Annotated in this window: 31 protein-coding genes and 2 pseudogenes; 15 read left to right on the top strand and 18 right to left on the bottom strand. The window is 44.8% G+C overall.

Annotation, left to right across the window (positions count from 1 at the left end; all coding sequences use genetic code 11):
• Positions 1-40: 40 nt before the first annotated feature.
• Together pyrC and KIO97_RS16080 are read right to left on the bottom strand one after the other, a co-directional pair.
• Positions 41-1,069 carry a dihydroorotase gene (pyrC, locus tag KIO97_RS16085; protein ID WP_045370637.1) on the bottom strand — a complete coding sequence of 343 codons (1,029 nt, stop codon included), beginning with the start codon at positions 1,067-1,069 and terminating at the stop codon, positions 41-43.
• Between the two features lie 154 nt (positions 1,070-1,223).
• Positions 1,224-1,388, bottom strand: a complete 165-nt coding sequence (locus KIO97_RS16080; protein WP_005453437.1) for a YqaE/Pmp3 family membrane protein — start codon at positions 1,386-1,388, stop codon at positions 1,224-1,226.
• 288 nt (positions 1,389-1,676) lie between these two features.
• Between KIO97_RS16080 and KIO97_RS16075 the strand changes: the two genes are divergently transcribed.
• Positions 1,677-3,494: a hybrid-cluster NAD(P)-dependent oxidoreductase gene (locus tag KIO97_RS16075; RefSeq protein ID WP_285383423.1), complete on the top strand. Its 1,818-nt coding sequence runs from the start codon at positions 1,677-1,679 to the stop codon at positions 3,492-3,494.
• 118 nt (positions 3,495-3,612) lie between these two features.
• On the opposite strand, the gene nadE is transcribed toward KIO97_RS16075, so the two are convergent.
• The gene (gene nadE / locus KIO97_RS16070; RefSeq protein WP_038891605.1) at positions 3,613-4,443 is read right to left on the bottom strand and encodes an ammonia-dependent NAD(+) synthetase; all 831 of its coding nucleotides are present in this window, start codon (positions 4,441-4,443) and stop codon (positions 3,613-3,615) included.
• 210 nt (positions 4,444-4,653) lie between these two features.
• On the opposite strand from nadE, the gene KIO97_RS16065 reads away from it, so the two are divergent.
• On the top strand, positions 4,654-5,175 hold the full coding sequence (locus tag KIO97_RS16065) for a nicotinate-nicotinamide nucleotide adenylyltransferase (RefSeq protein ID WP_045457282.1): 522 nt from the start codon (positions 4,654-4,656) through the stop codon (positions 5,173-5,175).
• Positions 5,176-5,201: 26 nt separating this feature from the next.
• Positions 5,202-5,684 (top strand): hypothetical protein, encoded by a 483-nt coding sequence (locus KIO97_RS16060; protein WP_050906071.1) that lies wholly within the window; start codon positions 5,202-5,204, stop codon positions 5,682-5,684.
• Between the two features lie 63 nt (positions 5,685-5,747).
• Here KIO97_RS16060 and KIO97_RS16055 read toward each other — a convergent pair whose 3' ends face one another.
• The gene (locus tag KIO97_RS16055; RefSeq protein WP_285383422.1) at positions 5,748-6,356 is read right to left on the bottom strand and encodes an AraC family transcriptional regulator; all 609 of its coding nucleotides are present in this window, start codon (positions 6,354-6,356) and stop codon (positions 5,748-5,750) included.
• A gap of 192 nt (positions 6,357-6,548) precedes the next feature.
• Here KIO97_RS16055 and KIO97_RS16050 point away from each other — a divergent pair, with 192 nt between their 5' ends.
• Positions 6,549-7,655 (top strand): 1-acyl-sn-glycerol-3-phosphate acyltransferase, encoded by a 1,107-nt coding sequence (locus tag KIO97_RS16050; RefSeq protein WP_011999473.1) that lies wholly within the window; start codon positions 6,549-6,551, stop codon positions 7,653-7,655.
• A gap of 162 nt (positions 7,656-7,817) precedes the next feature.
• Here the strand turns inward: KIO97_RS16050 and KIO97_RS16045 are convergent, their stop codons facing one another.
• Positions 7,818-8,417: a hypothetical protein gene (locus KIO97_RS16045; protein ID WP_285383421.1), complete on the bottom strand. Its 600-nt coding sequence runs from the start codon at positions 8,415-8,417 to the stop codon at positions 7,818-7,820.
• A gap of 149 nt (positions 8,418-8,566) precedes the next feature.
• Between KIO97_RS16045 and KIO97_RS16040 the strand changes: the two genes are divergently transcribed.
• Positions 8,567-8,839, top strand: coding sequence for a YnjH family protein (locus tag KIO97_RS16040; protein ID WP_285383420.1), 273 nt, complete (start codon positions 8,567-8,569; stop codon positions 8,837-8,839).
• A gap of 89 nt (positions 8,840-8,928) precedes the next feature.
• On the opposite strand, the gene KIO97_RS16035 is transcribed toward KIO97_RS16040, so the two are convergent.
• Positions 8,929-9,228 carry a YfcZ/YiiS family protein gene (locus KIO97_RS16035; protein WP_010645003.1) on the bottom strand — a complete coding sequence of 100 codons (300 nt, stop codon included), beginning with the start codon at positions 9,226-9,228 and terminating at the stop codon, positions 8,929-8,931.
• 527 nt (positions 9,229-9,755) lie between these two features.
• Between KIO97_RS16035 and KIO97_RS16030 the strand changes: the two genes are divergently transcribed.
• Entirely contained in the window at positions 9,756-10,217 is a 462-nt protein-coding gene (locus tag KIO97_RS16030; RefSeq protein WP_005441131.1) for a TetR/AcrR family transcriptional regulator, read from the top strand.
• Positions 10,218-10,316: 99 nt separating this feature from the next.
• Here the strand turns inward: KIO97_RS16030 and KIO97_RS16025 are convergent, their stop codons facing one another.
• The 6 genes from KIO97_RS16025 to KIO97_RS16000 are packed head-to-tail and all read right to left on the bottom strand — an operon-like array spanning position 10,317 to position 14,896.
• Positions 10,317-11,099, bottom strand: coding sequence for a heme ABC transporter ATP-binding protein (locus KIO97_RS16025; RefSeq protein WP_285383419.1), 783 nt, complete (start codon positions 11,097-11,099; stop codon positions 10,317-10,319).
• Positions 11,099-12,136: an iron ABC transporter permease gene (locus KIO97_RS16020; RefSeq protein ID WP_011999477.1), complete on the bottom strand. Its 1,038-nt coding sequence runs from the start codon at positions 12,134-12,136 to the stop codon at positions 11,099-11,101. The genes KIO97_RS16025 and KIO97_RS16020 overlap by 1 nt, the downstream gene beginning before the upstream one ends.
• Before the next feature lie 9 nt (positions 12,137-12,145).
• Positions 12,146-13,015: a hemin ABC transporter substrate-binding protein gene (locus tag KIO97_RS16015; protein WP_285383418.1), complete on the bottom strand. Its 870-nt coding sequence runs from the start codon at positions 13,013-13,015 to the stop codon at positions 12,146-12,148.
• A 26-nt stretch (positions 13,016-13,041) separates the two neighbouring features.
• A complete protein-coding gene (locus KIO97_RS16010) occupies positions 13,042-13,455 on the bottom strand; it encodes a biopolymer transporter ExbD (RefSeq protein WP_005433575.1) in 414 nt (137 codons plus the stop codon).
• Positions 13,452-14,150, bottom strand: coding sequence for a MotA/TolQ/ExbB proton channel family protein (locus KIO97_RS16005; protein WP_050920210.1), 699 nt, complete (start codon positions 14,148-14,150; stop codon positions 13,452-13,454). Before KIO97_RS16005 ends, KIO97_RS16010 begins: the two co-directional genes overlap by 4 nt.
• Entirely contained in the window at positions 14,150-14,896 is a 747-nt protein-coding gene (locus KIO97_RS16000; RefSeq protein WP_285383417.1) for an energy transducer TonB, read from the bottom strand. The genes KIO97_RS16005 and KIO97_RS16000 overlap by 1 nt, the downstream gene beginning before the upstream one ends.
• A gap of 166 nt (positions 14,897-15,062) precedes the next feature.
• Between KIO97_RS16000 and hutW the strand changes: the two genes are divergently transcribed.
• The 5 genes from hutW (at position 15,063) to KIO97_RS15975 (ending at position 18,793) form a co-directional block, all read left to right on the top strand.
• Positions 15,063-16,430 carry a heme anaerobic degradation radical SAM methyltransferase ChuW/HutW gene (gene hutW, locus KIO97_RS15995; RefSeq protein WP_285383416.1) on the top strand — a complete coding sequence of 456 codons (1,368 nt, stop codon included), beginning with the start codon at positions 15,063-15,065 and terminating at the stop codon, positions 16,428-16,430.
• A 22-nt stretch (positions 16,431-16,452) separates the two neighbouring features.
• Complete coding sequence (gene hutX / locus KIO97_RS15990; protein WP_045382201.1) at positions 16,453-16,956, top strand: heme utilization cystosolic carrier protein HutX; 504 nt, start codon at positions 16,453-16,455, stop codon at positions 16,954-16,956.
• A gap of 114 nt (positions 16,957-17,070) precedes the next feature.
• Positions 17,071-17,601 (top strand): heme utilization protein HutZ, encoded by a 531-nt coding sequence (gene hutZ, locus KIO97_RS15985; protein ID WP_285383415.1) that lies wholly within the window; start codon positions 17,071-17,073, stop codon positions 17,599-17,601.
• Between the two features lie 104 nt (positions 17,602-17,705).
• Positions 17,706-18,242: an ATP:cob(I)alamin adenosyltransferase gene (locus KIO97_RS15980; RefSeq protein ID WP_005441120.1), complete on the top strand. Its 537-nt coding sequence runs from the start codon at positions 17,706-17,708 to the stop codon at positions 18,240-18,242.
• Positions 18,243-18,382: 140 nt separating this feature from the next.
• Positions 18,383-18,793 (top strand): hypothetical protein, encoded by a 411-nt coding sequence (locus tag KIO97_RS15975; protein ID WP_233968252.1) that lies wholly within the window; start codon positions 18,383-18,385, stop codon positions 18,791-18,793.
• Positions 18,794-18,799: 6 nt separating this feature from the next.
• Here the strand turns inward: KIO97_RS15975 and KIO97_RS15970 are convergent, their stop codons facing one another.
• Positions 18,800-19,714, bottom strand: coding sequence for a chemotaxis protein (locus KIO97_RS15970; protein WP_285383414.1), 915 nt, complete (start codon positions 19,712-19,714; stop codon positions 18,800-18,802).
• Between the two features lie 253 nt (positions 19,715-19,967).
• Between KIO97_RS15970 and ppiC the strand changes: the two genes are divergently transcribed.
• Both ppiC and KIO97_RS15960 read left to right on the top strand, forming a co-directional pair.
• A complete protein-coding gene (gene ppiC, locus KIO97_RS15965) occupies positions 19,968-20,261 on the top strand; it encodes a peptidylprolyl isomerase PpiC (RefSeq protein WP_223976268.1) in 294 nt (97 codons plus the stop codon).
• Between the two features lie 478 nt (positions 20,262-20,739).
• Positions 20,740-22,089 carry an alpha-amylase family protein gene (locus KIO97_RS15960; RefSeq protein ID WP_045370624.1) on the top strand — a complete coding sequence of 450 codons (1,350 nt, stop codon included), beginning with the start codon at positions 20,740-20,742 and terminating at the stop codon, positions 22,087-22,089.
• A gap of 104 nt (positions 22,090-22,193) precedes the next feature.
• Here KIO97_RS15960 and KIO97_RS15955 read toward each other — a convergent pair.
• The 4 genes and pseudogenes from KIO97_RS15955 to KIO97_RS15940 all read right to left on the bottom strand — a co-directional run.
• A pseudogene (locus KIO97_RS15955) lies at positions 22,194-22,523 on the bottom strand (choloylglycine hydrolase); the annotation flags it as partial.
• Between the two features lie 21 nt (positions 22,524-22,544).
• On the bottom strand, positions 22,545-22,988 hold the full coding sequence (locus KIO97_RS15950; protein ID WP_285383413.1) for a GNAT family N-acetyltransferase: 444 nt from the start codon (positions 22,986-22,988) through the stop codon (positions 22,545-22,547).
• A gap of 175 nt (positions 22,989-23,163) precedes the next feature.
• A complete protein-coding gene (sigZ, locus tag KIO97_RS15945; protein WP_285383412.1) occupies positions 23,164-23,724 on the bottom strand; it encodes an RNA polymerase sigma factor SigZ in 561 nt (186 codons plus the stop codon).
• Complete coding sequence (locus KIO97_RS15940; protein WP_005433559.1) at positions 23,711-24,004, bottom strand: helix-turn-helix transcriptional regulator; 294 nt, start codon at positions 24,002-24,004, stop codon at positions 23,711-23,713. Before KIO97_RS15940 ends, sigZ begins: the two co-directional genes overlap by 14 nt.
• A 251-nt stretch (positions 24,005-24,255) precedes the next feature.
• Here KIO97_RS15940 and KIO97_RS15935 point away from each other — a divergent pair, with 251 nt between their 5' ends.
• Complete coding sequence (locus KIO97_RS15935; protein WP_285383411.1) at positions 24,256-25,350, top strand: permease; 1,095 nt, start codon at positions 24,256-24,258, stop codon at positions 25,348-25,350.
• A 72-nt stretch (positions 25,351-25,422) separates the two neighbouring features.
• Here KIO97_RS15935 and KIO97_RS15930 read toward each other — a convergent pair whose 3' ends face one another.
• Positions 25,423-25,794 (bottom strand): nuclear transport factor 2 family protein, encoded by a 372-nt coding sequence (locus tag KIO97_RS15930; protein WP_005433527.1) that lies wholly within the window; start codon positions 25,792-25,794, stop codon positions 25,423-25,425.
• 116 nt (positions 25,795-25,910) lie between these two features.
• On the opposite strand from KIO97_RS15930, the pseudogene KIO97_RS15925 reads away from it, so the two are divergent.
• Positions 25,911-26,084: pseudogene (locus tag KIO97_RS15925) on the top strand (LysR family transcriptional regulator); the annotation flags it as partial.
• Between the last annotated feature and the right edge of the window lie 14 nt (positions 26,085-26,098).

Raw genomic sequence — 26,098 nt, 5'->3', positions numbered from 1 at the left:
GAATATGGTGGCATGACCCTTTTTCATTTCTTGAGGGTGACTATTTCACTTCCCACTCAATCTTTTCATTTGCACGGATTGGCACAACGATGTCGCTGCCAAACGGCATGGTTTCTGGCACATCCCAAGATGCTTTTTCTAGCGTCACAGTATCTGTGTTACGAGCGATACCGTAAAAATCAGGGCCATTCAAACTAGCGAATGCCTCTAGGTTTTCTAGCTTGCCTTCGTTCTCAAAGACTTCAGCGTAAAGCTCTAGCGCTGCGTGTGCTGTGTAAGAGCCTGCACAACCACAAGCTGACTCTTTTGCGCCTTTTGCGTGTGGCGCTGAATCCGTGCCTAGGAAGAACTTCTTGCTACCGCTCGTTGCTGCTTCAATAAGCGCTTGTTGGTGGGTATTACGCTTAAGGATTGGCAAGCAGTAGAAGTGTGGCTTAATGCCGCCTACTAGCATGTGGTTGCGGTTAAACATCAGGTGGTGAGCTGTGATGGTTGCTGCAACGTTGTCAGAAGCGTTATTTACGAAGTTAGCCGCATCCGCAGTCGTGATATGCTCAAGAACGATTTTTAGGTTAGGGAAGTCGTTAACGATAGGAGCAAGAACCGTGTCTAGGAATTCCTTCTCACGGTCAAAAATATCAACGTGGTTGTGGGTTACTTCGCCATGAACCAAAAGCAGCATGCCAACTTCTTCCATCGCTTCAAAAACGTGGTAGATATTCTTTGCATCGGTTACGCCAGAATCAGAGTTGGTGGTTGCGCCCGCAGGATAAAGCTTTGCTGCAACAATTTTGCCTGTCGCTTTCGCTTTACGGATTTCGTCTGGCGTGGTGTTGTCTGTTAGGTACAGCGCCATAAGAGGTTCGAATTGCTCACCGTGCTGCTCTGCAAGGATTCGATCACGGTAGGCTAGCGCCATTTCAGTATTGGTCACAGGTGGGACGGTGTTCGGCATGATCAGTGCACGACCGTTGTAACGGCTAATATCGCGAACGGTATCTTTTAGAACTTCACCATCGCGTAAGTGAACGTGCCAATCGTCAGGACGAGTAATAGTCAGTGTTGTCATTAATTGCTCCCACCATTTAAAAGTTATGTTTGGAGCCTAAACGCTGCATTTACCTCAAGAGCAAACGCTTGCGCTTAGGCGACAGGATGATAGTGGAATTGCTCTTCCATTTCACCCCATTTTTCACATTTCTTTACGGTAGGAGCTCTGCTGGTTACTTCATCGTCAACCAAAGCGCGTGAATTGTGCCTGGTAGGAAGAAGAAAAACGTCAGGATTAGATTGATGAAGAAGTCTTTCTCTAGACCTTTTTCCATGTAAACCGCCACTGGTGGAAGAAAGATACAAAGTAGAATTAGAATCAGTTTGTTAGTATCCATGGTCTATGCTCCGGATAGGTTATTTTTAGTGTCAAAAAGTTGGCGAATTATGTGCTCAATGTCACATCTTGGCAATCCTAATTTCGTCAATAATGTGCAAATTTATGGGACGTTATTCATAAAATGCGACGCACTGACACATATCTTAGAGCCCAATAATGAATCCCTTATGAATATATCGCGTGCAAATTGGAGTTTTATCCCCGAGTAACCTCGAGACACTTGGGTCACGAAGCTTATGGGGATATGATAGTAGAACAATTAAAAAGCACCTGTAGGAAGTAGGTTATGTCGCAATCAGTTTTATCCCAAATTAATGTTTTTCCAGTCAAATCCGTAGGAGGCGTCGCGCTGTCTTCCGCTTGGGTTGAAAAACAAGGATTAAGTTTTGATCGTCGATTTATGATTGCGACGTCAGATGGCTCAATGGTGACGGCCCGTAAATTCCCACAAATGGTGACCATCAAATCAGCGTTATTGCCAGATGGTGTGGTGTTTACCAGTCTTGGGGAAGAGCCATTAAAGATCCGTTATCAAGATTTCAAAATGCAGGAAGCACCCGCGACGGTTTGGAAAGACAGTTTTACTGCATACACCACCACTGACGAAGCAGATGATTGGTTTAGTAAAGTGTTAGGCCTTCGCGTTGAGTTACTTTTTACTGGTGAGCAATCTAATCGTGTAAGAGAGAAGTTGGGCCACAACGTTAGCTTTGCTGATGGCTATCCGGTGCTTGTGATCAGTGAGGCGTCACTGGAAGAGCTAAATCGCAGAAGCTCTGAACAGCACTCGATGGACCAGTTTAGAACCAACCTTGTGGTGTCCGATACCAAGCCATTTGAAGAAGATTCATGGAAGCGCATTCGCATTGGTGAAGTCGAATTTGAATCAGTGAAACCTTGTGAGCGTTGCATTCTAACCACCGTTAATACTCAACGTGGCACTTTCCGCGAAAGCAAAGAACCGTTGAAAACACTGCAAGAGTTCCGTGCTAATGAACGTGGTGGTGTGTTCTTCGGCCAAAACCTTGTTGCCCGTAATGAAGGCATTATTCGTCAGGGAGACAAGGTAGAAGTGCTGGAATACAAAGAAGCTGAATTCTATACAGATAACTCTCCTAATCGCATGTCGCTCACCTGTGTCGAGCGAGAAGAGATTGCGCGCGACTTCGTCACCTTATGGCTTGAGCCAAGCAAAGGTCAGTTACCAACATACTTGCCGGGGCAGCATTTGCCTATTGAAGTGAAATTAGACGGTAAGAAAGTTGGGCGTCGTTATACGCTTTCTTCTAGTCCATCTCGTCCAGGTCGTTACGCGATTTCCGTTAAGCGTGTTTCTGGTGGTCGTGTATCTAACGCGTTACTAGATAACCTGCAAGTGGGGGATGTATTGGAAGCGGAAACGCCAGATGGTCAATTTCATCTAAAAGAGCACTCTGTTCAGCCTCTACTCTTGCTGTCTGCCGGTAGCGGTGTAACGCCAATGCTGTCGATGGTTCGCTACTTGGCGGATCACAACCAACTCGATGACGTGGTGTTCTACCATCAGTGCAGTAGCGAGATTGATATCCCGTGTAAAGATGAGTTAAACGAACTAAAACGCCAACATCCGGGCTTAGATGTGAAGATTTGCTTAACTCAGCCTGCGGTGGACTGGTTTGGTCTGAAAGGGCGTATTAGCTTATCTCATATCAAACAGATCAAAGATGTTGAACAACGCCAAGTGTTCGTTTGTGGCCCTGATGGTTTTATGCAGAAAGCGAAAAACCTTCTGCTGAAGAAAGGGTTACCTGAAGATAACTACCATCAAGAAGCTTTTGGCGTTGCGGTTGCGACGACCAAACCTGAGAAAAGTGTTGAGATTGAATTCAACGGCTTGAAGTTGGCGGGTAACAACCAACAAACATTGCTGGAACAAGTCGAGAATGCCGGCAAGAGCATCACGAACAGCTGCCGTGCGGGCTTGTGTGGGGCATGTAAGGTTCAATTAGAGTCTGGGCAGGTTGATCATCCGGATGTACCTGCATTAAGCGCAGAAGAACGTGCAATGGGTACAGTGCTCGCGTGTTGTGCTATTCCACAAACGGACGTGACGCTAACAGACTAACTACCCTAAATAGTAATCGCTGCCCATGACCAGCAAACAAAAACGCCGCTAACTTAGCGGCGTTTTTTCTATCTTAGAGCGGGCTCAGAGCGGGAACACTCATGCGCACAATCGCGTTTTAGTCGTAGATCGTTGGGATCGGCTGACGCTTGTGCTGAGTCATTTTGTAGATAGCTACTAAACGATCGCTCACTTCTTGCGATACTGGCTTACCTTCTAGGAAGTCATCGATTTGCTCGTAAGTCAGGCTCAGTGCATCTTCGTCTGCTTTTTGTGGAGCAAGCTCTTCTAAGTCTGCCGTTGGCACTTTTTTCACAAGCAATTCAGGCGCACCTAGCGTTGCAGCAACTTCGCGAACTTGACGTTTGCTCAAGCCAAACAGTGGTGCCATATCGCACGCGCCATCACCAAATTTGGTGTAGAAACCCGTGATGTTCTCTGCTGAGTGGTCAGTACCGAGAACGAGCCCACCGACATAACCAGCGATTTCGTATTGCGCTACCATGCGAGCACGTGCTTTTACATTGCCTTTCACGAAGTCAACTTTTGCTGCGTCAGTTGGTAGAAGACCCGTACCTTCCAATGCAACGTGAGAAGCAGCATGAAGACCATCCACACCAGCTTTGATGTTTACCGATACGGAATGCGTTGGTTGGATAAAATCAAGAGCAAGTTGGGCTTCGTCTTCATCCTTTTGCTCACCGTAAGGCAAGCGAACGGCGATAAACTGATAGCCATTGTCGTCAGATTCTTCGTTTAGTTGGTCTACAGCCAATTGAGCTAAGCGACCACACGTTGTTGAGTCAACGCCTCCACTGATACCAAGAACAAGAGACTTACAGCCAGAATCTTGTAATTTACGCTTGATAAAAGCGACGCGGCGTTCAATTTCGAAATGCGGGTCGATAGAAGGGAGTACTCGCATTTCATCGCGGATGGATTGTTCCATTTAGGGTTCCTTTTCCTGCAAATAGGTTCGACACTAATCAGTATTACTAGATTCATACTGCTTAAGACGTATATCGTTCACCAAGTGGCGAGAAACTGCCCAATTGGAGTCCATAAACGTCGCATTGGTGTCAAAAAGATCTAAAGATTAGTAGTATCATACCGAATTCATCGGATTAGAAAACTCTCTTCAACCAGGTAATCACCGGATATGAAAAAAATCGCCGTTTTTGGTAGCGCATTTAACCCGCCGAGCTTAGGTCACAAAAGCGTGATCGAGTCACTGAGCCACTTTGATCTCGTGCTTCTAGAGCCAAGCATTGCACACGCTTGGGGCAAAAATATGTTGGATTACCCAATTCGGTGCAAACTGGTTGATGCCTTTATTAAAGACATGGGGCTTTCTAATGTTCAACGTTCAGACCTTGAGCAAGCTTTGTACCAACCCGGACAAAGTGTGACGACTTTTGCGTTATTAGAAAAAATTCAAGAAATCCACACCCAAGCCGATATAACTTTTGTCATAGGTCCTGATAATTTTTTCAAATTTGCTAAATTTTATAGAGCGGAAGAAATTATGGAGCGTTGGGCTGTGATGGCTTGTCCAGAGAAAGTCAATATCAGAAGCACGGACATTCGCAATGCGTTGGTAGAGGGTAAAGACATCAGCGCATTCACGACCCCAACGGTTAATGAAATATTGATGAGCGAAGGCTTATATAAACAATCGTAATCTGAAAACGAAGAGGTCAGGTTTTCATGGTCAGAATTGTGGTATTTAGTGCATGCGCGCTGCTTGTGGCTACACAGGCTAGTTCCGCTTGTAACTATTTGTCTGATCGATCCGTCGTATTTGCTGATAACACCATGCCAGTTTGTGAAGATGTTTTTGATAGCGTGGGTGTTCTGAGCATGGACACACTTAACTGGTACATCGCTGAAAAGGCGATGGAAGGCCCAACAGAAAGTTACTGGGATCAATGGGCTATTCGCTCGGAAAACACGCCGATACTCACTCAAAACCTAGAAAAAAACTACTTTGGTCTTGGGCTTTGGATGCCAGAAGAGCTACGTGATGAAGAAGCTAATATGAGCACCGAAGAGTGGTTAAAAAGTCATGGTTTGATGTTCAGTGTGGGCTTTGGCGATAAGCACGATGGTGAACCAAGAATGCGCTTTGATTACCGTTGGCATGAATACTACGACGCTGACTGGATGATGCAAATCGAAGTTCCGTTTTAAGCCGAATCAAAACAAAAAGGACGCACATGAGTGCGTCCTTTTTTCGTTCTATGTATGCTGTATTTACAGTGCTTCCCCAAACACTAAGAAACACAGTTGCTCGTATTCTTCTTCATTGTTGTTGAACAACTTAGCCACGATATCGGATTGCTTCTTACCAGATAACTTCATTTTACGCGCTTCTCTTAGCGTCAGAACCAAGCAAAGCTCGATAGAAACTTGCGAATCACAACCTGGTTTCCATTTGTTGATTGAGTCGGTTAGCGCTGAGCTAGTCAGCATTGGCTTTAGAGCCAGCACTTCATGTTTAACCACTGCCAGCAAGTCCAATTGATGTTCGCTTCGTGCTTTTGTCATTACCAATTTCTCAATAAGCGCTGACAATAACGCTGATGGTTTCACATAGCCTGCTTGTTGAGCGAATGCGTCAGCTAAGCGCACAGAAAAGTCACAGCGAGTCACTCGTGTGTTAGGTAAAAAGGTGAGGGAGCTCAAACATCCCTGAGGAATCCAGAAGTGTTGACCCGGTTCAATGGCATACTCATGTTTACCCAATTTAATGATCGCCAAACCTTCCACTACTGATAGTAAGCTGTGTTTTAGCGCCTTTTTGCGCGCAGCAACATTAAGAAAAGGGTAATTAGCGTCGTGAAATTCAATTGCGTAGTTCATTGTGAATACCAGAGTTTTTGGGGCGCTAAGGGTAACGCTAAACCCCTAAATTGCCAACCGGATAACAGATTTTTTTGTGAATAGAAATTGTAATGCTACTGGTATGACCATGTTAAAAGTATGGTCTAAAATGCTGCGGGTTGGCAAAACAATGCGTAAAATGTGCCAGCTTTTTTTGAAATGAATTGAATAATGACAGCCAATAACGATCCTTATATTGAAATTCGTCCATACAATGACGAAGAAATCCCAGCTGCGCTGGACCGCCTGATCAAAGACGATGAGTTTATCAGTGCGATTTTAAACCACCGTTTTGCAAACAAAGCGGCGTGGTTCAAAACACTCATGAGTCCGATTATCCGTGTCTACTTGAAAGCGAAGTGGAGTAAACTGGATTCTGTGGAAGCGATTCAGCTAGAGGTTAAGAAGTACCTGCAAGATACGCTAAATCGAACTACCGACGGCGTGACATTTTCTGGCCTAGATAAATTGGACAAGAACACGTCTTACTTATTTGTTTCTAACCACCGTGATATCGCGATGGATCCAGCGCTTGTGAACTACGGTTTACACCAAACAGATCATCGTACTGTGCGTATTGCAATTGGTGATAACCTGCTGAAGAAACCTTGTGCGACTGAGCTAATGCGACTCAACAAGAGCTTCATTGTAAAACGTTCTGCGAAAGCACCGCGTGAAATGATGAAAGCGTTGGGTTTATTGTCTGGCTACATCAAGCACTCTCTAGACACAGGCAACTCAATCTGGATTGCGCAAAAAGAAGGCCGTGCGAAAGACGGTAATGATTTTACTGATCCAGCCATCTTGAAGATGTTCCATGTGGAAGGCCGTAAGCAAAAAGTCAGCTTTGGCGAATACACTCGCTCATTGAAGATTGTGCCAGTGTCTATCTCTTACCAAAATGACCCTTGTGACATAGCAAAAGCCAAAGAACTGTATGAAAAGGCAGAGAATGGCCGCTATGAGAAAGGCGAGTTTGAAGACATTGAAAGCATCATTCAAGGCATCGTGGGTTACAAAGGCAAAGTGCATGTTGCCTTTGGTGATGTGATCGACCAAGAGTTCGAGACGCCGGATGAACTCGCGAACGAAATCGACCGCCAAATTCACAATAACTACCGAGTATTCCCAATCAACTTGCTTGCCGCAGGTCGTGAAGATGAGTCGATCACTGAATCAGTAAAAACTCAGTTACAAGAGAAGCTTGAAAAACTGCCGACTGGCGCGCACAGCTACTTAGTAGCTAGCTATGCTAATCCAGTAAACAATCAAGAGTAATCTTGTCATGTCCATTGCTTGAAAGGTAATGGACATTTAATTGCGAGGAACGAGGCTCAAACGGAATCTATCTCAGGCGTGTTATTGTTAGATTCTGAACTCGTTCCTCTCATTAGACCTAGTTCCTTTCATTGGCTCAAGTAGCTTTGGAAACATCCCTCTCTACGGTGCAACTGCACCACCTAAGGTCAAGTTTGTTGGCCACTTTGTCACTTTATTTCCCCCTAAGAAGATATTGCCTCTTACTGTCATGGTATCGGGAAATGTCGTTAGCTTTGAACCTCCGATATAGAGGTTGCCATCCACCACTAAACCTTCCGGTAGCTCCGTTAGCGGCGTACGGATAACGCTCAAGTCGCCTTTTACTCTCAGTCTCGCTGGCAAGCTCGTTAACGGCGTATCCGTGAGGTTCAAGTAGCCACCTAGTTTGACACCGCGTGGCCAGCGCTCAATTTTACTGGCGAGTAAGTTCGCGTAGCCTTTAATTTTAATGCCAGGTCTTACCGTTTTAAGCGCGCTGTTGGTGGCCTCAAGGCTGCCTTGTACATCAAGCCCTTTTGGAAGTTTGGTTATCGGCGTCTGGGAAATATTGAGGTTGCCTTTAACGACTAAGCCATCAGGGATGGTCGTATAGGGTTTATTCCGTAGGTCGATATTGCCGTAGTTGTCGGTATGACCAAACTTGGCGTAGTAATCAAGCTCATAGGCAGTGGTGGTACTAGAAAACGTTGTCAGAGCGAGTAAGAGGGGGAGAATGCGCATAACCATTACAACCGTTGATAAAGTCTGGAAAAGGATAACGTAAAGCGCCGTTAGCCGCTACATCGTCACTTAACAAGAATATGAGATGCTGCCAAGAACTTGCGATGCTTCTTTGTTAAGTTATAAGGTCTTGATTGAGGGAAATATTCATGAACTTAAAATCGATATCATTTTTGGCAGCAATTGCAGCGTTGGTGTTTTCAAGCGTGGTAATGGCGAAATCTTACAGCACGCCAGATACTAAAGCGTTGGTCGTTGCAGATGGCAAACTAGGGCAGCGTGTTTGTTACTACGATGACAAAGCATACACGACGGGTGCAGTGCTGAATGTAGAGGGTGTGCTACTGATGTGTACCGATGAGAATGATTTTGAAACCAACGGTTCACTGAAGTGGGTTGTGTTTCAACAGGACCAGAAATAGACCGGTTCATCAGAGATCAAAAAAGCGAGCCGTGTGCTCGCTTTACTTATCTATCGGTAAAATATAGAACTACCGATGAAATGTTGTGATTAACGCGCTAGAGAGCGAGTCTTAAGTTCAAAGATCAGCTTTTCAGCACTTACTTCAAACTTGAATCGAGCGGTTAGCTCTTTCGATTCTTCTGTTAGTTCAGAAACGTTGTATTCAACGCCAGCACATACTGCTGTTGCCATTTCGATGTATTTCGCCAACTCAGCTTCTAATGCTGCTTTAGTCTCTGCGAAAATCGTTACGTCGGCAACATCGTCACCTTCTTTGATGATAAAACCCATTTCACCAGCGCAACCGCAAGCTTCACATACTTGGTTTTGTTCTAATTCGACACTCATAACGAATCCTCTTGTAAATACTGTGGGTATTCTATCAGGTATTTGATCTCTATCTACAAAAATGAATGATTTTGGATAAAAAAGGCACGGTATGTTATGTTGTTAATGAGGGGTTAATTAAATTTATTAGAACTTCCTTAATAAAATTAGTGTGATATGTATCAATATTTAAAATCAATTAACCTACATATTCGTGAGATTTTTGTCAGGTTAGTTGAACTGGTGGTTAATTTATAAGACTATTTCTGGATTAATTATTTTTACATAATTATCATTCTTAGTCTGTAAATAGTTTGGATGAATAAAATGGTGTAAGGTTTTGATGGAGTGGACTTTTCGCCATATTTTGAGTCATCAGTATTGACAGAAATATCACTGTAAATTGCACGTTACGCAGTGCGGTTTAGTTATGATTGCTGCCTTAATTTTCATGTCAAGGACATACAGTACATAATGCTGAGGATGATTTCATTCTGGCCTCATTTAAATGTGAGTTAGATGGATTTACAAAGAGAAGAGCTTAAAATATGCCAAAGCGTAGTAAAGAAGATACCGAAATCACTATCCAGAAGATCATGGATGCCGTTGTTGATCAGCTTCTAAGACTTGGTTATGACAAAATGTCTTACACCACGTTAAGTCAACAGACTGGTGTATCGCGTACAGGTATTAGCCACCATTTTCCTAAGAAAACGGACTTTACCGCCGCGCTAGACGGTCGCATCTTCAAAATGTTCGTTGAACATCTAGAATTTGACAAAGGTTTGGACGCGTTTTCGAAGAGCTGGATCAAGGCTTTAGAAGATACTGAATTCCTAGCGATTTTGCGTTTGTTGTTCCACCATATTGTTACTTCAGAAAGTGCACATGAGTTTGCTGCAAATGGTATTGACCGTTTGTACAAAATGGCTGAGAGTCAATTTGGTGCTGGTAGCGACAAAGAGTTAGAGTGGTTGATTGGTCGTTCGTTAATTCAAATGAGCAAATAACACTAGAACAAGAAAGCCCCGCAATCACTGCGGGGCTTTTTGTTTGGGTCTAACTTTGGGTTTAATTTAGCTACGCGAGTGAGAAAGTGAGTGCTCTTTCTATGCCGCTGCGTGGACTTGTGGGAAGTCCAGAGTAGGGTGTTTGGTTACGATAGAGTTATAGCCATAAACCTGCTCAATGCGTTCTGGGGTTAGCGCATTCCATGGCGTGTCATCACAAACGAGCTGACCATCATGCAGCAACACTAAACGGTCTGCATATTGCGAGGCTAAGTTTAGATCGTGCAATACAATGACCACTGCTGCATTATTCTGTTTTGCGGCCTCACGAGCGATTTTCAATGTGTTGTGCTGGTGGGCTAAATCCAGTGCAGACGTTGGCTCATCCAACATTAGAATCTTTCTATCACCTGATTGATGTAACTGTGTTAGTACACGAGCCAAGTGTAAACGCTGTTTCTCACCACCAGAGAGGGCAGGATAGAGATTATCGGCCAAATGCAGTACATCAGTTTGTGCCATATAGTGGAGCGCTAACTCAGACGTTTCTTTGTGACTGATAGAGAGAGGAATTGCGCCCAACTCGACCACTTCTTTCGCTAAGAATGGGAAAGTCAGCGTGCTGTGCTGAGGCAACATCGCAACGTGTTTTGCACTCTCTGCTGGCTCCCAATCGTTTCTCTGCTTACCAAAGAACTGGATGTCATTCTGAGAGAGAATTTCACCACACAGCAGCTTCAGCAAGGTACTTTTACCAGCGCCATTTGGACCTAGTAACGCAGTCACTTCTCCTGCACGAATATCAATACTGACGTTGTCTAGTACCACTCGGCTTCCGTACCTCATTGAGATATTTCTGCCAGACAAAACGATGTTGTTCATTACAGAATCTTCCCTTTTTGTTGGAACAGTAAGTAGATAAAGAACGGTGCACCGATCAGAGCGGTGACGATACCGACAGGAAGCTCTGCAGGAGCCACCACTACGCGAGCAAACATATCTGCCGCAGTAAGAAGCAATGCGCCCATCAGTGCTGAGATAGGAAGCAGTGTACGATGGTCAGGACCAGCAAGCATACGACCTAAGTGAGGTATCACTAGGCCAATAAAGCCAATGGCACCGCTAATACTTACTGTGATACCAACACCCACTGCCGATAAAAGGATAAGTTGTCGTTTAAGTTTTTGAACGGGAACGCCAAGATGCTTAGCTTCTGACTCACCTAAGAGCAATGCGTTGAGTGACATGGCTTTTTTCTGGAACCAGAACATCAGCAGTACTAGTGTCACGGCTGCTAAAGCAATCCCTGACCAGTTTGCGCCTGCTAACGAGCCCATCGACCAAAGTGTTAAGTCACGCAGCATCTGGTCGTCAGCGATGAAGTTCATAAAACCAATAGCAGCACCAGATAGTGCACTGATAGCGACACCTGCCAGTAGCATGATGGTTACTGATGTACCAAACTTGTTTGTCCCTAGCCAGTAAACCAATACGGTTGTAAGAGCGCCACCCAAGAAAGCGAAGAATGGTAGCGCCGCCAAGTTCATGAGTGTCGGATAGTTTTGGCTAAAGTCGGCAAATACGACAATGGCAAATGCACCACCAAGTGCTGCACCAGCGGAAACGCCGATGATGCCTGGTTCGGCAAGAGGGTTTCGGAATAACCCCTGCATTACAACACCACAGATAGCGAGGATCGCACCTATAAACATACAAAGAATGGTGCGTGGGAGTCGTATTTCGTTGATAACGAGTTGGATGTGAGGAGCAAGGTCTGAACCTGCTCCGGTTAAGCTTCTCAGGCTATCTGAGAAGCTAATATTCATTGGACCAACGGTTATGGACGCTACTGCGATAAAGGCTAAAACGCCAGACAACGCAAGTAGGGTAGTAGATAAAGGTAGACGTCTTAACAGCATTGAAACTCTCTACGGGTAAAGCAGTTCATTCAAACGCTTCGCTTCAGACAGGCTTTTAAGCCCTAAACCGCCAACCAGCGCATGACCATCGATTGTCACGAACTTTTTGTTTATGCCAGCAGGCGTTGCAGCAAGCAGAGGCATCGCTTTCAAAATGGCGTCCGCACCACCCATGGTTTGGTAGCTACGGCCACTTACAAGAATCACATCTGGCTGCATTTCAACCATTGCTTCTGTAGATAGCGGTTTGTATGAAGAGAGTTTGCTCGCTGCTGGGTTTTCACCACCCGCTAATTGAATGATTGCATCAGGTGTAGTGTCAGATCCCGCGACGTTTGCTGGGCGACCTTCGTGAATCAGTAAGAAAAGTACCTTCTTTTTGTCAGCTTTCGCTGGTTGGTTACCTTCAAGTGCTTTCACTTGCGCTTCAACTTCCGTTTTTAGTGCTGTCGCTTGAGTTTCACGATGCATGATGGTCGCAATTTGGTCAATACGGTCAACCAAACCTTCCACGTTTGCTTCTGTGTTGACGACCTCGACATCAACACCTGCGGATTTCAATTGGTCTAGCGTGGTGTTTGGTCCCATTTCATCTGAACCAATTAATTTCGTTGGGCTTAATCCCAGCAGACCTTCAGCAGACAGACGGCGGTGGTAACCAACTTTTGGCAGCGCCATTCCCTCTGGTAATTGGCTTGTTACGTCAACGGCAACAAGGCTGTCTTTTGCATCAAGAGCAATCAGCAGTTCAGTCACTGCACTGCCTGCACTGACAACACGCTCAGATGATGGGGCTTCGTTGGCAAACAGACTCGCACTGGCAAGCATAGTAATGGCTGCAGTCAATGCGGTACGAACGGGCGAAAGTATTTTATTCATTAGTGTGTTCTCAATCTTGTGTTCTTCTATTGCGACTCTTCAGTGAGTAGTTGAGTCGCTTGAATTCCGTTTTCTTGTAAAAAGCCAAGAAGCTTAACCAGCGATTGAATATCGGCGGTTTTTTCCGCGCCAATCACGATAGGTTTGTCGGTTGATTTACTCTCTTCTAATAGGGCCAGCGTAAAGTTTTCCCAATTGATGTACGCCTTACCGTTGATTGCCCAGTGCGGTTCTTCTTTCAAGATGTTTACCGTAATCGATTCTTTGTCCACTTCAGCTACCGCTTGGGAGTCGGTACTGGGTAGGTTCACATCGAGGGAATCTAACTTCACCGCCGCAGTGAGCATCAAAAACACCATCACGATGAAAATGATATCGAGCAGCGGGGTTAAGTCTGGCGTTAAACCGTGACTGTGATTGTCTTGCGGTGCCTTAATCATGAGCTTCTCGCTTCAACATGATTTGCCACAGTAGCGATTTCTTTGTGGTTTTCTGGAGACACGTGTTGCAGGGAAATGCCTTCAAGCCAAAGATTCACATAGTTGAGCGTATGCTCAAGCTTCGCGATAACACGATCAGCCCAAAGGCCAATAAGTTGCGCGCCAGAAATGGCAGGTAATGCAATGATCAAACCTGCTGCTGTCGTGCGCATCGCAAGGCCTAGACCATCAGCCAAATCGTTTGGTGTGATGTTGCCTGTGGAAGAGGCAATGCCTTTAAACATGTCGATAAGCCCAAGTACTGTTCCTAACAGACCAATCAGAGGGCTGATCACGCCAATCAACGTCAGTAAGCGAAGGCCTGAGTGCAACTGATGACGCTTTTCTTGAAGCCAAATACCAGCTGCATCCTCACGTAATGATTTAGAAAAAGAGTGGTGAGCGAGCAACATAGCGACACCGCGATAGAGTAGAGGGCGTTTGCCTGAAAGCTCGTCCGCTAGCGCTTCAATATCTTTGTTGTTGGTTGGGTCAAGATTGGTCAGCTTTTGACGAATTGCACGCTTCCCCACGCCTAAGCTAATGAATACTTGAAAGAGTCTTTCCGCAATGATCATGACTGTAAGTGCAGAGCAAATAATTAAAGGCCAAGTCATAAGACCAAATTGGGTTTGTAAATGTTGTAGCTGTTCCATTATCCATCCAACTTAAAACGAACTGGGATTTGAACTCGGTGAGCAACTTTTTGCCCACCAGAAATATGAGGAGAGAATTGCCATTGTTTGATGGCTCGTAGTGCAGAAACATCAAGCATCTGTGCGCCTGAAGATTCAATTAGCACTTGTTTAATCTGGTTGCCGTTTGCATCTAGCCACACCTCATAGAGAGCGACCCCCTCAATACCGCGTTTGCGAGCTGAACGTGGGTAACGTGGCTGAACTGGCTGGGAGACAAAAGCCGGTTGATCAATCATGACGGGCTGTGCGCTGGCCCCTTTTGATTGATTCGCAGGTGCCGCTTGTTGCTGTTGAACCGGTTCCTGCACGACTTTTTCGGTCACTTTTTCTTTAGGTTGCGGATCTTTTTTCGCAACTGGCTTTGGTGGTTGAGGTTTTTTAACTGGTTTAGGTTTCGTTTCAACCGGTTTCTTTTTAACTGCTTCTTTCTTTACGACCGGCTTTTCTACGACTTTTTTAACCGGCTTAGGCTCTGGCTTTGGTTGAGGTTTTTTTTGTGGCTCTGGTTGTTTTTCTTCTACCACTTCTTGTGGTGTCGGTTCAGCTTGGACTGGTTTGGGAGCCGAGACTAAATTAAGGCTTACCGAGCTAGTAGGATTACCTGCTGGCATTGCAAACACCTTTGTCTCTTGGGAGACAAAAAGAAGCGCAGCGTGCACCACGAGAGAGGCGCCTCCGGCAATGGCATATCTTTTTACGTTCACGGGTAAATCTCGGTAGTAGGAATCATTATCAAGTGGGAAGATTATTACGCGAAAAGGAAATAAGATCAATTATCAATTGCATTATCATTACGTGCAAATTATGATCTTTGCAGTTTTTTTGAAATGAGCCTCAAACCTATGTGTGGTGGGCTTTAAGTGAGTAAATATGAGCGTCGAGATTTATAAATTTGACGAATCAATTCTTGGAAGTGATAGCCCCGATCCGCTGCGTTTTGCGTTTGTGAAAAAACACTCTGCGCACGCGGGTGGTAGCAGCATACCTGTACCACCGCCGCAACAAGGTGACATTCTGTCGCGGATCACTTCAGAAGCAGCAAAGAACAACAAACGCTGTCTGTATATTCATGTGCCGTTCTGCCGTGTACGTTGTACTTTCTGTAACTTCTTCCAAAATGCTGCCAGCCGTAAGTTAGTCGATGAGTACTTTGATGCTCTGATGAAAGAGTTGAGAGAGAAGGCGGCAATGCCTTGGACACAAAGTGGCATCTTCCATGCGGTTTATATTGGCGGTGGCACGCCAACCGATTTATCTCCTGAGCAGATTCGTATTCTTGGCCAGGCTATTCACGACTATTTCCCTTTGGCTGCGGACTGCGAAATTACTCTTGAAGGACGCATTAATCGCTTTACTGACGAGTTATATCAGGGTGCGTTAGACGGTGGCTTTAACCGCTTCTCCTTTGGTGTGCAAAGTTTCAATACCCAAGTGCGTCGCAGTGCTAAGCGTCTGGATGACCGTGAAGATGTACTGAATCGTGTTAGTGAACTTGCCAAAGAGGACAAAGTTCCTGTCATCATCGACCTGCTTTACGGCTTGCCTTACCAAACCAAAGAAGTGCTCGAACAAGACTTAAACGACTTTATGTCCACTGGCGCGCACGGTTTGGATCTATACCAACTGGTTGTTGGCGGAACAGCCCCAATGCTGAACCTAGTAGAGAAGGGCAAGATTCCACCACCTGCCACTACGCCAGAAAAAGCGGGCATGTACGAACTGGGCGTGAAATTCATGGCTAAGCACCACATGAAGCAGCTTAGCGTGAACCATTGGGCGATTGATAACCGTGAGCGCAGCTTATACAACAGCTTAGCGAAGACCTATGCAGAAGTATTGCCTGTCGGTTGTGGTGCGGGCGGTAACATAGGTGGTTACGGCATGATGCAGCACCGCACGCTAGACACTTACGTTAAAGCCGTAAATGAAGGGCAAAGCACCATCGCAATGATGATGAAGCAAAGCCCACTTGAGCCGCTATTCGCAGCGCTGAAGTCCGGCTTTGACCGAGGCATTGTTCAGGCGAGCAAGCTGCCAGCATTTATGGGCGAAGACACTTTCAGCTTCCTAATGCCGTTATTCAAAGTCTGGCATGACAAGGGCTTAGTTGAGTTACAAGAGCGCAGTTTAGTACTGACATTAGCAGGTAGCTTCTGGGCTGTGTCTTTGGCTCAAGCGTGTATTCAGGTACTGACTTCTGAAATGAACGAAAACGTACCAAAAGTATCTAACAATTAATCTGAAAGAAATGGAAAAAACAATGGAATCAATTAAGCAACAGGTCGAAGCCCTACTAGAACAAGAGCCGCAACTACTCCCAGCAGCAATGGCTGAGCGCCTTGGTGTAACAGAGTTTGACGTGGTAGCTGCACTTCCTCAAGAGATGGTTGCAGTAGCACCAGGCGAGCAAGCACAAAGCATCTTAGAAGGTCTTGTTGGTTTTGGCCCAGTAACAACTATCGTTCATTCTTTTGGTTCTATCTTTGAAGTAAAAGCGCCGTTCCCGAAAGGTAAAGTTGCTCGTGGTTACTACAACCTGATGGGTAAAGAAGGTGAACTTCATGGCCACCTAAAACTGGATAACGTGAAAAACATTGCGCTAGTAAGTAAACCGTTTATGGGGCGTGAGAGCCACTACTTTGGCTTCTTCTCTGAATGCGGCAGCAATATCTTCAAGATTTATCTAGGCCGTAACGAAAAACGTGAACTGATTGAAGAGCAAGTAACGGCATTTCGTTCAATGCAAGCAGAGCTGAAGAAGTAGTCTCGCATCAAGATGACACTGCATTTAGCGCGAACCCGTTAGAGCAGTGTCGTTTTGTTAAAGAATAACTGGGTTAAAACTCGGAATAACATACAAGTAAAGTTAGGTATCAAAATGGATCAGCAAGTTAAACAAGAGCGTTTACAAGGTCGTCTAGGACCAGAAATCAAGGAATTTCGTCAGGAGCGTCGTACCGTTCAATTGGCAACCGTTGATGCGGAAGGCCGTCCAAACGTAAGTTACGCACCATACGTTCAAAACCAGGAAGGTTACTTCGTTCTTATTTCTCAGATCGCTCGTCACGCACGCAACCTACTAGAGAATCCAAACGTATCTTTGATGATGATTGAAGATGAAGACTCGTCGAAGCAGTTGTTCGCTCGCAAGCGTCTAACGTTTGATGCTGTCGCAACGGTTGTTGAGCGTGATACTGAAATGTGGCAACAAGTGGTTGGTCAAATGAAAGATCGTTTTGGTGAAATCATCGATGGCCTGAGCCAACTGGAAGACTTTGTACTGTTCAACCTGAAAGCAGAACAAGGTTTATTCGTAAAAGGCTTTGGTCAAGCTTACCAAGTTTCGGGTGATGATCTGGTTGATTTCGTTCACCTTCAAGAAGGTCACAAGAAAATCGAAAGCGCATAAGCCGGTTTTCTAATTTATGTTTGTCCAAAGGGATGTGATTGCCCAAAGGGAGTTAGGTTATACTGACTCCCTTTTTTATTAGAACAAAAGCACAGAGAAAGATCATGAGACCAGTAAGCAAGGAACTTGGCGAGATTTGTTACCCATTCATCTATGAAGACAGTCCGGTCTGTGATTTTGAGATTACCGCAGATGAACTGTGCAGCCGTATTGGACTTGTCCTGTCGATGGAGTTGGATGACTTTAGCCGCGACATACTGACTCGAATGCAGCCAAACGTATACCATGTGAATGGCTCTATTCGCGGAAAGCTCGCGATTACAGAAGCGGAAGTCGATGAGCTAAAAGCCGACTATGATGCCATCAAGGCTCGTATCGACGGCGGTTTTAAAGGGTTTGTGCTACCTGGTGGCCACCCAACGTCAAGCCAACTGCATTTGTGTCGTTGCCAAGCAAAGAAGGTGGTTCGTGCATTGGTTGCCGTCGAGCATTCAGGTAAGAAACAACCCGCTCCGATTTTGTTCCGCTATTCAAACCTGCTCGCGAATGTGCTCTACAGTCTTGCGTCTTACATCAACCACATTTATCAAGTCGAAGAAACTGAGTTCGTGTCTCGCAGCTACACAATGCCAAGTAAATAGGCAAAATATCACCTAATAGTCTGAATTTAATGACTTTAAGCTAGCCGTCGCAGAGTTCTCATTCGAGTGCTTTGATTACCTTTACCCATCTTTCTGCCTTTGTTTGAATAACGATTAAATTGATTCAGAGGAAAGAAACGATGGGTTTAGTTGTTGGGGGGCCTTTATTGATATGGCTGTTTTGCGCGCTATTGTCTATCAGAGTCGGGTTCGTGCTGTTTGCAGGGCAGGGTGTTTCTAGTGTCATGATTGCTATAGCGTTAGCGGTGGGGGCTACAGCTTCTATTGTTTTCTACAACTGGTATTCGATTGCGAAAAGGGAGGAGGTTTACTTTTTCTCCCTTGCGATGGAATTGTTGTGTCGCCCCGCATTGATCATGCTAGCGGTTATAGCGGTAGGACTGTATTTCTTCGGCGGAGGGTTATTGCTCAACAGTCACATCAAGCTGTTCGTCTTTGTTGCACTGTTTTCGTGTTCGGTAGCGAGTATCACGAGTTTGTTCACCGCTGAAAAAGTCATTGATGTGTACCAGATAAAGCAAACCTATTAGATATGACTAAGAAGCCATCGCTTTTGCTTCGAGCTCTTTTGCACCGCGCAGCATCGCCTCAATCAATTCGCCTGCATTGAATTTCTCCAATGCTTCGTGAGCGCCTACTTGGTGAGCTCGGTCAACACAAATCTCGCTTGATAGAGACGTGTGAAGAATACGGTAAGAATTATTCAGCGCAGAATCATTTTGAACTTCAAACGCAAGTTCGTAACCGTCCAATCCTGGCATTTCAATATCGCTCACCAGAAGATCAATAGGGCGGTTGGCTTCGGCATCTCGTTTCATTAAGTCGAGCGCATCGGTACCGTTCTTACAAATCTGGTAAGGGATGTTGATGCGGTCTAATGCATCGCTTAATTGTTTACGCGCAATCGAGGAATCGTCCACCAAAAGGATGTTAAGGGCTTTCAGACGTTCACGTTCGATGTCCGTCAGCATCGGAATCTTGGTGTTTTCATATTGAGGGTAGATCTTCGAGAGAAGAAGCTCCACGTCCAACATTTGGACGATTTTTTCTTCATAGCGAGTAATGCCCGTGACAAAGATATTGTGACCGGCGCTTGATGGTGGTGTTTCAATGGTTTTCCAATCACATTCAATGATTTTCTCAATACTCCGAACCATGAAAGCCACAACAGTGCGCAAGCAATCCGTCACAATCAAGTAGCAGTTTTGGTATTCCTCTTGATGAATTGGGCGAAATCCAATGGCGGCAGCCATATCAATAACTGGCACTGTCAAATCACGAATCGTGACCGTTCCAATCACATGGTGATGAGAATATGGAATCTTGGTTGTTGGCATGTAAGGAACAATCTCACGGACTTTAAGTGTGCCAATTGCGAAGTTCTGTTGCAGGGTGAGTTTAAACACCAACATGCCTTGAGATTGGTTCGCTTTACTTGCGACTTTTGCCATGAAAATAACCTTATCAATATCACTGATTTATGCATTTAATCTAATCTTATAAGGCGACAGCTTCAACCGTAGAGCATGGAAAAGTGAGCTTTTTAGGAAATAGCGCAAATTAAAAGTGAAATTGAATTGGGTAACGGCCAAGTTTTCATCAAATTGCCAGATGGCGTTGATCATAAAAAGAAGAAGATATGGACGGAATCAGAGAAGTTATTGCGATATTGAAGCGATTCGGTAAACTTGCGCCACCCGAACAGTGAGAGACAGACACATGGCAAATACAGCAGCCGCTTTACACATTCTTGTAAAGCATAAAGAACAAGCTGAAGACATCATCCAGCAGCTTAAAAAAGGTGCTAAATTCCAGACATTGGCAAAGAAATACTCGACTTGCCCATCTGGTAAACGTGGTGGCGACCTAGGTGAGTTTCGCCGCGGTCAGATGGTACCACAGTTCGATAAAGTTTGTTTTTCAGGTGAGGTTCTAACGCCACACCTAGTCAAAACCAAATTCGGTTGGCACGTTGTGAAGGTGCTATACCGCACTTAAAAAATAGCGCGTTTATCGCGCTATTTTTGTATCTACAGCTCTTCATTCGTACTCAGATCTTGTCTTTTATAAGCGCTTTTGTCGACTTTCCTAGTCATCTTTAACGGCACCAACTGTGACGTAAGCGGCACTTTATCTCACTTAAATATTTGTTACATATCGAGTGGATTCTCTATTTTCATGTTGTTCTTGCGCTTAGGAGTATGAGTGAGGTGAGAAGTTAAAAGTTGAGGTTTCTACTAAGTCTTTTATAAAACAATAGCTTACCTTTGGGGGCTTATAGGCTTGATGATAGTTTGGGCGCAAATAAGGCTTGTTAACCCTTTACGGGGGATGAGCTACGCCTTGTTTTTCCCCCTAGTAGAAATGCAAAAGGGGTGAGGGCGGTTCGCTAATAGTTCTTATAATTTTGGCTATTGGATTCGCTCACGATGAATTCGAGTAACAATGGGTGAGCGGACGCGACGAGGAGAGAAACATGAGTGGCTTACAGGAAACACAATCAACAGGTGCAAATGTTATTCTGCACGCTTTTGATTGGAAGTATGCTGACATTGCCCAACGCGCAGCGGAGATCAGCGAGCTAGGTTATGGCTCGGTATTGGTTTCTCCGCCCATGAAAAGCGCACAAGATGAACGCTGGTGGCAGCGTTACCAACCTCAAGATTATCGTGTTATCGACAATGCGCTCGGTAATACCACAGATTTTAAAAACATGGTGGAAGCGCTCGACCATGTAGGTGTATTGGTTTACGCCGACGTCGTATTTAACCACATGGCAAACGAAGCACATCTCCGTTCGGATTTACAGTACCCGCGCCAAGCTGTGATGGACGATTATCAGCAACATGCGGATAAGTATCAAGGTTTGGTTCTATTTGGTGACTTATCTGAGCCACTATTTGATGAAAATGACTTTGTTGAGGCCTTTGGAATCACAGATTGGAAAGACAAATGGGAAGTCCAGAACGGACGAATCACCGGAGGTCCGACAGATCCAGGCTTGCCGACCTTGCGTGTTTGTCACCATGTTGTTGAGCAACAAAAAGCCTACTTGAAGGCGCTTAAGTTAATGGGCGTGAAGGGTTTTCGTATAGACGCAGCGAAGCACATGACGTTAGAGCACCTAAAGCAAGTGTGGACAGAAGAGATAACACGAGACGTGCATATCTTTGGCGAGATCATTACCGATGGCGGTGCGACAGAAGAAGAGTATGAAATCTTTTTAGAGCCGTATTTGAAAGAGACACGCCTAGGTGCCTACGATTTTCCTCTGTTTTCAACCATCTTTAAGGCTTTCTCGAAGAAAGGCAGTTTTAAGTCTTTGATTGACCCTTACTGTTTTGGTCAAGCGTTGTCCAACCGTCGAGCCATTACTTTCGCCATTACCCATGACATTCCAAATAATGATGTGTTTTTGGATTTAATCATGGATGAAGAAAATGAGTGGCTCGCGTATGCCTATATCTTAGGGCGTGACGGCGGTGTTCCGCTTGTTTACACGGATTTAGATACCAGTGGCATCAAGGGCGCTGATGGGAAGCCAAGATGGCAGAATGCGTGGAAAGACGCTCGCATGGCTAAAATGGTCGCGTTCCATAATAGGGTGCATGGCGAGCCGATGGCCGTGTTAGAAGGTAACGACGATATGTTAGTGCTTCAGCGAGGTGAGAAGGGCATTTTAGTGATGAACAAGTCATCACGACCACAGTCACTTAAGCTTAGCGTCACTAATGCACTGGTAGATATGATGACTGGCGAAGATGTGCCGTGTGGTGAGGAGATCAAAGTCGCCGCCAAATCAGCAATGTTGCTTGTGGAGAGATAACGTTGCTCTGGGTGATAAAGTGCAAGTGTTGAAAAGCGCCGAGTACATCGGCGCTATTTTGATAGGCACTATTGTCCAAATACCTTCAATTTCTGCCGTTTAGGCTATTTCGCTAAGTGCTGACCCATCACACCATCGCCTTTTTCTAAGCGAGATGAAATGTCACCAAACAGATCCGGTAAGTCGGCTTTGATCGTGTAGTTATGACCGTCATTTAACTTGTTAAAGTCCACTGAGTACTGGGTGTAACTGTCGTCCTACTGGTAATGTACGTCCATCACTTTTTGGTCAAGGTTGTACACCAAACCATAGATGGTTGCGTAGCCACGCATTTCGCCATTAGCAGGACGGTTTGCTGCATCCAATGGGATTTTGTAGGTCACGCTATCCAGTTTCGCAATGCCATTGGTGTAGCTGCTAGGTTTCTTATGCTGAACTACTGAGGCAGTACTCGATTATATAAGCCCCAATCTTAATGAAATATCGCCATCATCAAGCACGCCATCTTCATGAAACCCGAACGCACGATATAGCTTTCCCGCTTGCTGATTGGTTGGTTTGTGCATTGTGAGTAGGGTTTTACCGCCAAGTTGCTTCACCTCTTCTACAAGTAAGCTTAGTACCTGCTTTCCATAGCCTTTGTTTTGATGATCTTTATCGATCATAAAACGAAATAGCCAGTAAATGGAGTAATCGAGTGGTTCGTCTTCATGGCAAAACGCAAGTAAACCGATCACCGTCTCTTGCTCATAAATCACTTTCAACCGGTAGTCGGTCTCAAAGCGTGATTGAGCAATCGTAATCGCGTTGGAGGCAAGATTTTCTCCCTGGTCAGGATGCAGGTTGAGACGAATACAGTCTAGGTAGTTTTCTTTGGTGAGCTCTCTTAGTGAGATCATAAATACGAGATTCCTTCTTCATTAAAACAAAAGAAGTAAAGCTTACTATTCAAAAAGATAGCAAATGAGATAACTAACGGTGGGGTAAAGCTGTGAGGGAGTTCATAGACGGGCGGCGCCAAAGAAAGCCGCCAGGCTATTGGTATTTATTACGAGATGGGTGTTTGCCGTGAGGCTAGCACTTATCGCATGAAGCTCCGTTTTGATTACAATCTGTCATTCGGCCTTGCCTATCGAATGAGAAGCTACAACATTCTTCAAACAGCTTTTTCAATTCTACACGTCCTTTCTGAACACGTGATTTGAGAGTCGAATAACTGATGCCTTGTTGTTCCGCTAGCTTCTTCTGGCTCATGCCTTCAAGTTCAATAGAAGACAGGAGTTGCGATTGCTCTTCTGGTAGCGCCTGCACAAACGGCGCAATGCACTTTGACAGTTCTTGTTTAAGGCTCGCTTCTTGTTCTTCAAACCAAAGATCATCAGCGACGAGGTCATTATCACGCTGATTTCGTGCACGTTTACGGTAGAAATCGATGATGGTGTTATTGGCGATTTTGAATAGCCATGATTTCACGCTTGATACGTCGCGAATGTCCCCAAGATTCTGATACGTCTTGAGTAAGATCTCTTGTTTTAAGTCGTCTACGTCATCTTCATTACTGACTTTAGAGCGTAAGAAAGCATGAATAGCGTGTTCGTATTCGCTCCAAATCGATTCAAGGTTAGCAGTTTTCATTGATGCAACACTCGTCGCGTAGGAAGCCAATCACCGTATCTAAGCATTCATACTCAGCAACACAATACAAAGTACGACCTTCACGGCGCTGACTGATCAAGCCAGCTGAGGCAAGGCTCGAGATGTGATGAGAAAGAGTAGAGGCAGGAATGCCGAGTTTGTCTTGTACGCCACCAACAGCGATACCTTCATAGCCCGCTTTAACCACCTCTTTATAGATACATAAACGGGTAGGGTGTCCTAGCTCTTTGAGCGCTTTTGCTACAGCTTCGAGTTCCATACTGACCTCTTGGAATGACTGACGATAAATACATTTCGATGATAGTGAAAGTGTAGATGAATAGCAAACAAGAAAATTTCAATACCTAATCCATTGATTAGTAAGGGTTAAAATTATATTTCGATATTTATCGAAATATAATGGTTGACGCATCGGTTTTTAATTCTATAATTCGAGAAAAATAGAAATGAAGAATTCAGCTTCATTAGGACATTTACGGTTACTGATGCGACATCAGTAGGAGATAAAATATGAATCCAGAAATCATTACCATGGCTAAAGAAGCGCTTGATATGTTTGCGTTTCTTGCAACCGAACTCATCATCCTATTCCTAGCGATTAGTTACATTGTGGGTGTGTTGCAAGATTTTCTAACGCCAGAAAAAATTCAATCTATCTTGAGTTCTAAAAAGGGTAAGGGCTACTTCATTGCAGCTTTGCTAGGTTCGATTACGCCTTTCTGCTCGTGTTCAACCATTCCTTTCTTAAAAGGCTTGTTGCGTGCAAGAGCAGGTTTTGGACCTATGATGGTGTTCCTATTTGCTAGCCCACTGCTTAACCCTGTGATCATTGGTTTATTTGTGGTGACTTTTGGCTGGCAAGTTGCAGTATTCTATTTTGCTGTAGCGATGACAGTGTCTGTAGTTGCAGGTTATGTACTTGAAAAGTTAGGGTTTGAGCGCTACGTAAAACCAGAAGCGTACGAAGCAGCAGGCACATCTTCATGTGGTACATCTTGCGGTGACTCAAGCAAGAAAAAAGAACAAGCGACACCGGCATCTAGCTGTGGCACCAGCGCTTGTGGTGAACCTGCACCAGTTGCAGCAAAAACATCTTGTTGTGGTGACGGACCAAAAGCTGAGCCTAAAGTGGAAGTGTCTTGCTGTTCATCAGATGGTACTGCGGCAGCAACGATGGTCGAAGAGAAGAAACCAAACCGTTGGGTTCGTATTTGGCACTCTACTTGGAAAGACTTTAAACAAGTGTTCCCTTACCTAATGATGGGTATTGCGATTGGCTCATTCATCTATGGCTTTATCCCAACGGATCTTATTGCGGAATACGCTGGTGAAGGCAAGTGGTATGCGATTCCAGTCGCTGCAATTATTGGTATTCCGTTGTACATCCGTGCAGAGGCTGTGATTCCACTAAGCGCTGCTTTAGTGCAAAAAGGCATGGCATTGGGGTCAGTAATGGCACTTATCATTGGTAGCGCAGGCGCAAGTCTTACAGAAGTGATTTTATTGAAATCAATCTTTAAGAACCAAATGATTGCAGCCTTCCTATTTGTCATCCTAAGCATGGCAATGGGTGCCGGTTACTTGTACACCTTTATCTTTGCTTAGTTTAATTAAATAAACTGAAAAAAAAATCCCCAAGTTTCGGCTTGGGGATTTTTTATTGCTATCGCTTAATGCTTATCGCTCGCCAAGCACTTCAAATTCATCGTAAGTAAGACGAGATTGGCCATCTTCTTGAACTTCCCACAGTTCTTTGTGTACCACGCCGAACGCTTTGTTCATCGTCCAATCTGACGTAAGAATGTAGCCATTTTCGCTGTCTTTTTCCCACTTAGTGTTGGTGTAATCGACACTGTTAAAACCTTGGTCCATGATGTGTTGCCAAAAACCTTGGATCGCTTCGCGTCCTTCAAATGTGCCAAATGGTTTCGCTACCATAATGCAGTCTTCAGTGTACTGCGCTGCACAACCTGCCGCATCTTGATTGTTAAAAGCCGTTTTCCAAGCTGCGCTAGCGGTTTTACCACGTTCTAAAGCTGATTGAGTCATTCTGAATTTCCTGTGATTGGTGTTTGTTTATGTGGCAATCATAGGGTTAGAATTAAAACTGAAAAACAAACAAATAAGAAATAAGTGTTCTGTTAAATAGAACAATAAGGAAGGCGATGAATAAGCTGCGGTTAATGTCTCTGTTCGTTCATATTGTGGAGTGTGGCTCAATCTCGAAAGCAGCAGAGAAGTTGGAACTCTCCAAGTCGGTGCTCAGCTCTGCCCTTAAGCAGCTCGAGCAAGAGCTAGATACGTGTTTACTCAAGCGTACGACGAGGAGACAAACTGTAGTGGTCAAGTAAAA

It is taken from the genome of Vibrio sp. B181a (genome assembly GCF_030248375.1).
Lineage (GTDB): Bacteria > Pseudomonadota > Gammaproteobacteria > Enterobacterales > Vibrionaceae > Vibrio > Vibrio campbellii.
The sequence above is the reverse complement of the archived record's forward strand: the minus strand, read 5'-3'. Positions and strand labels throughout refer to the sequence as shown.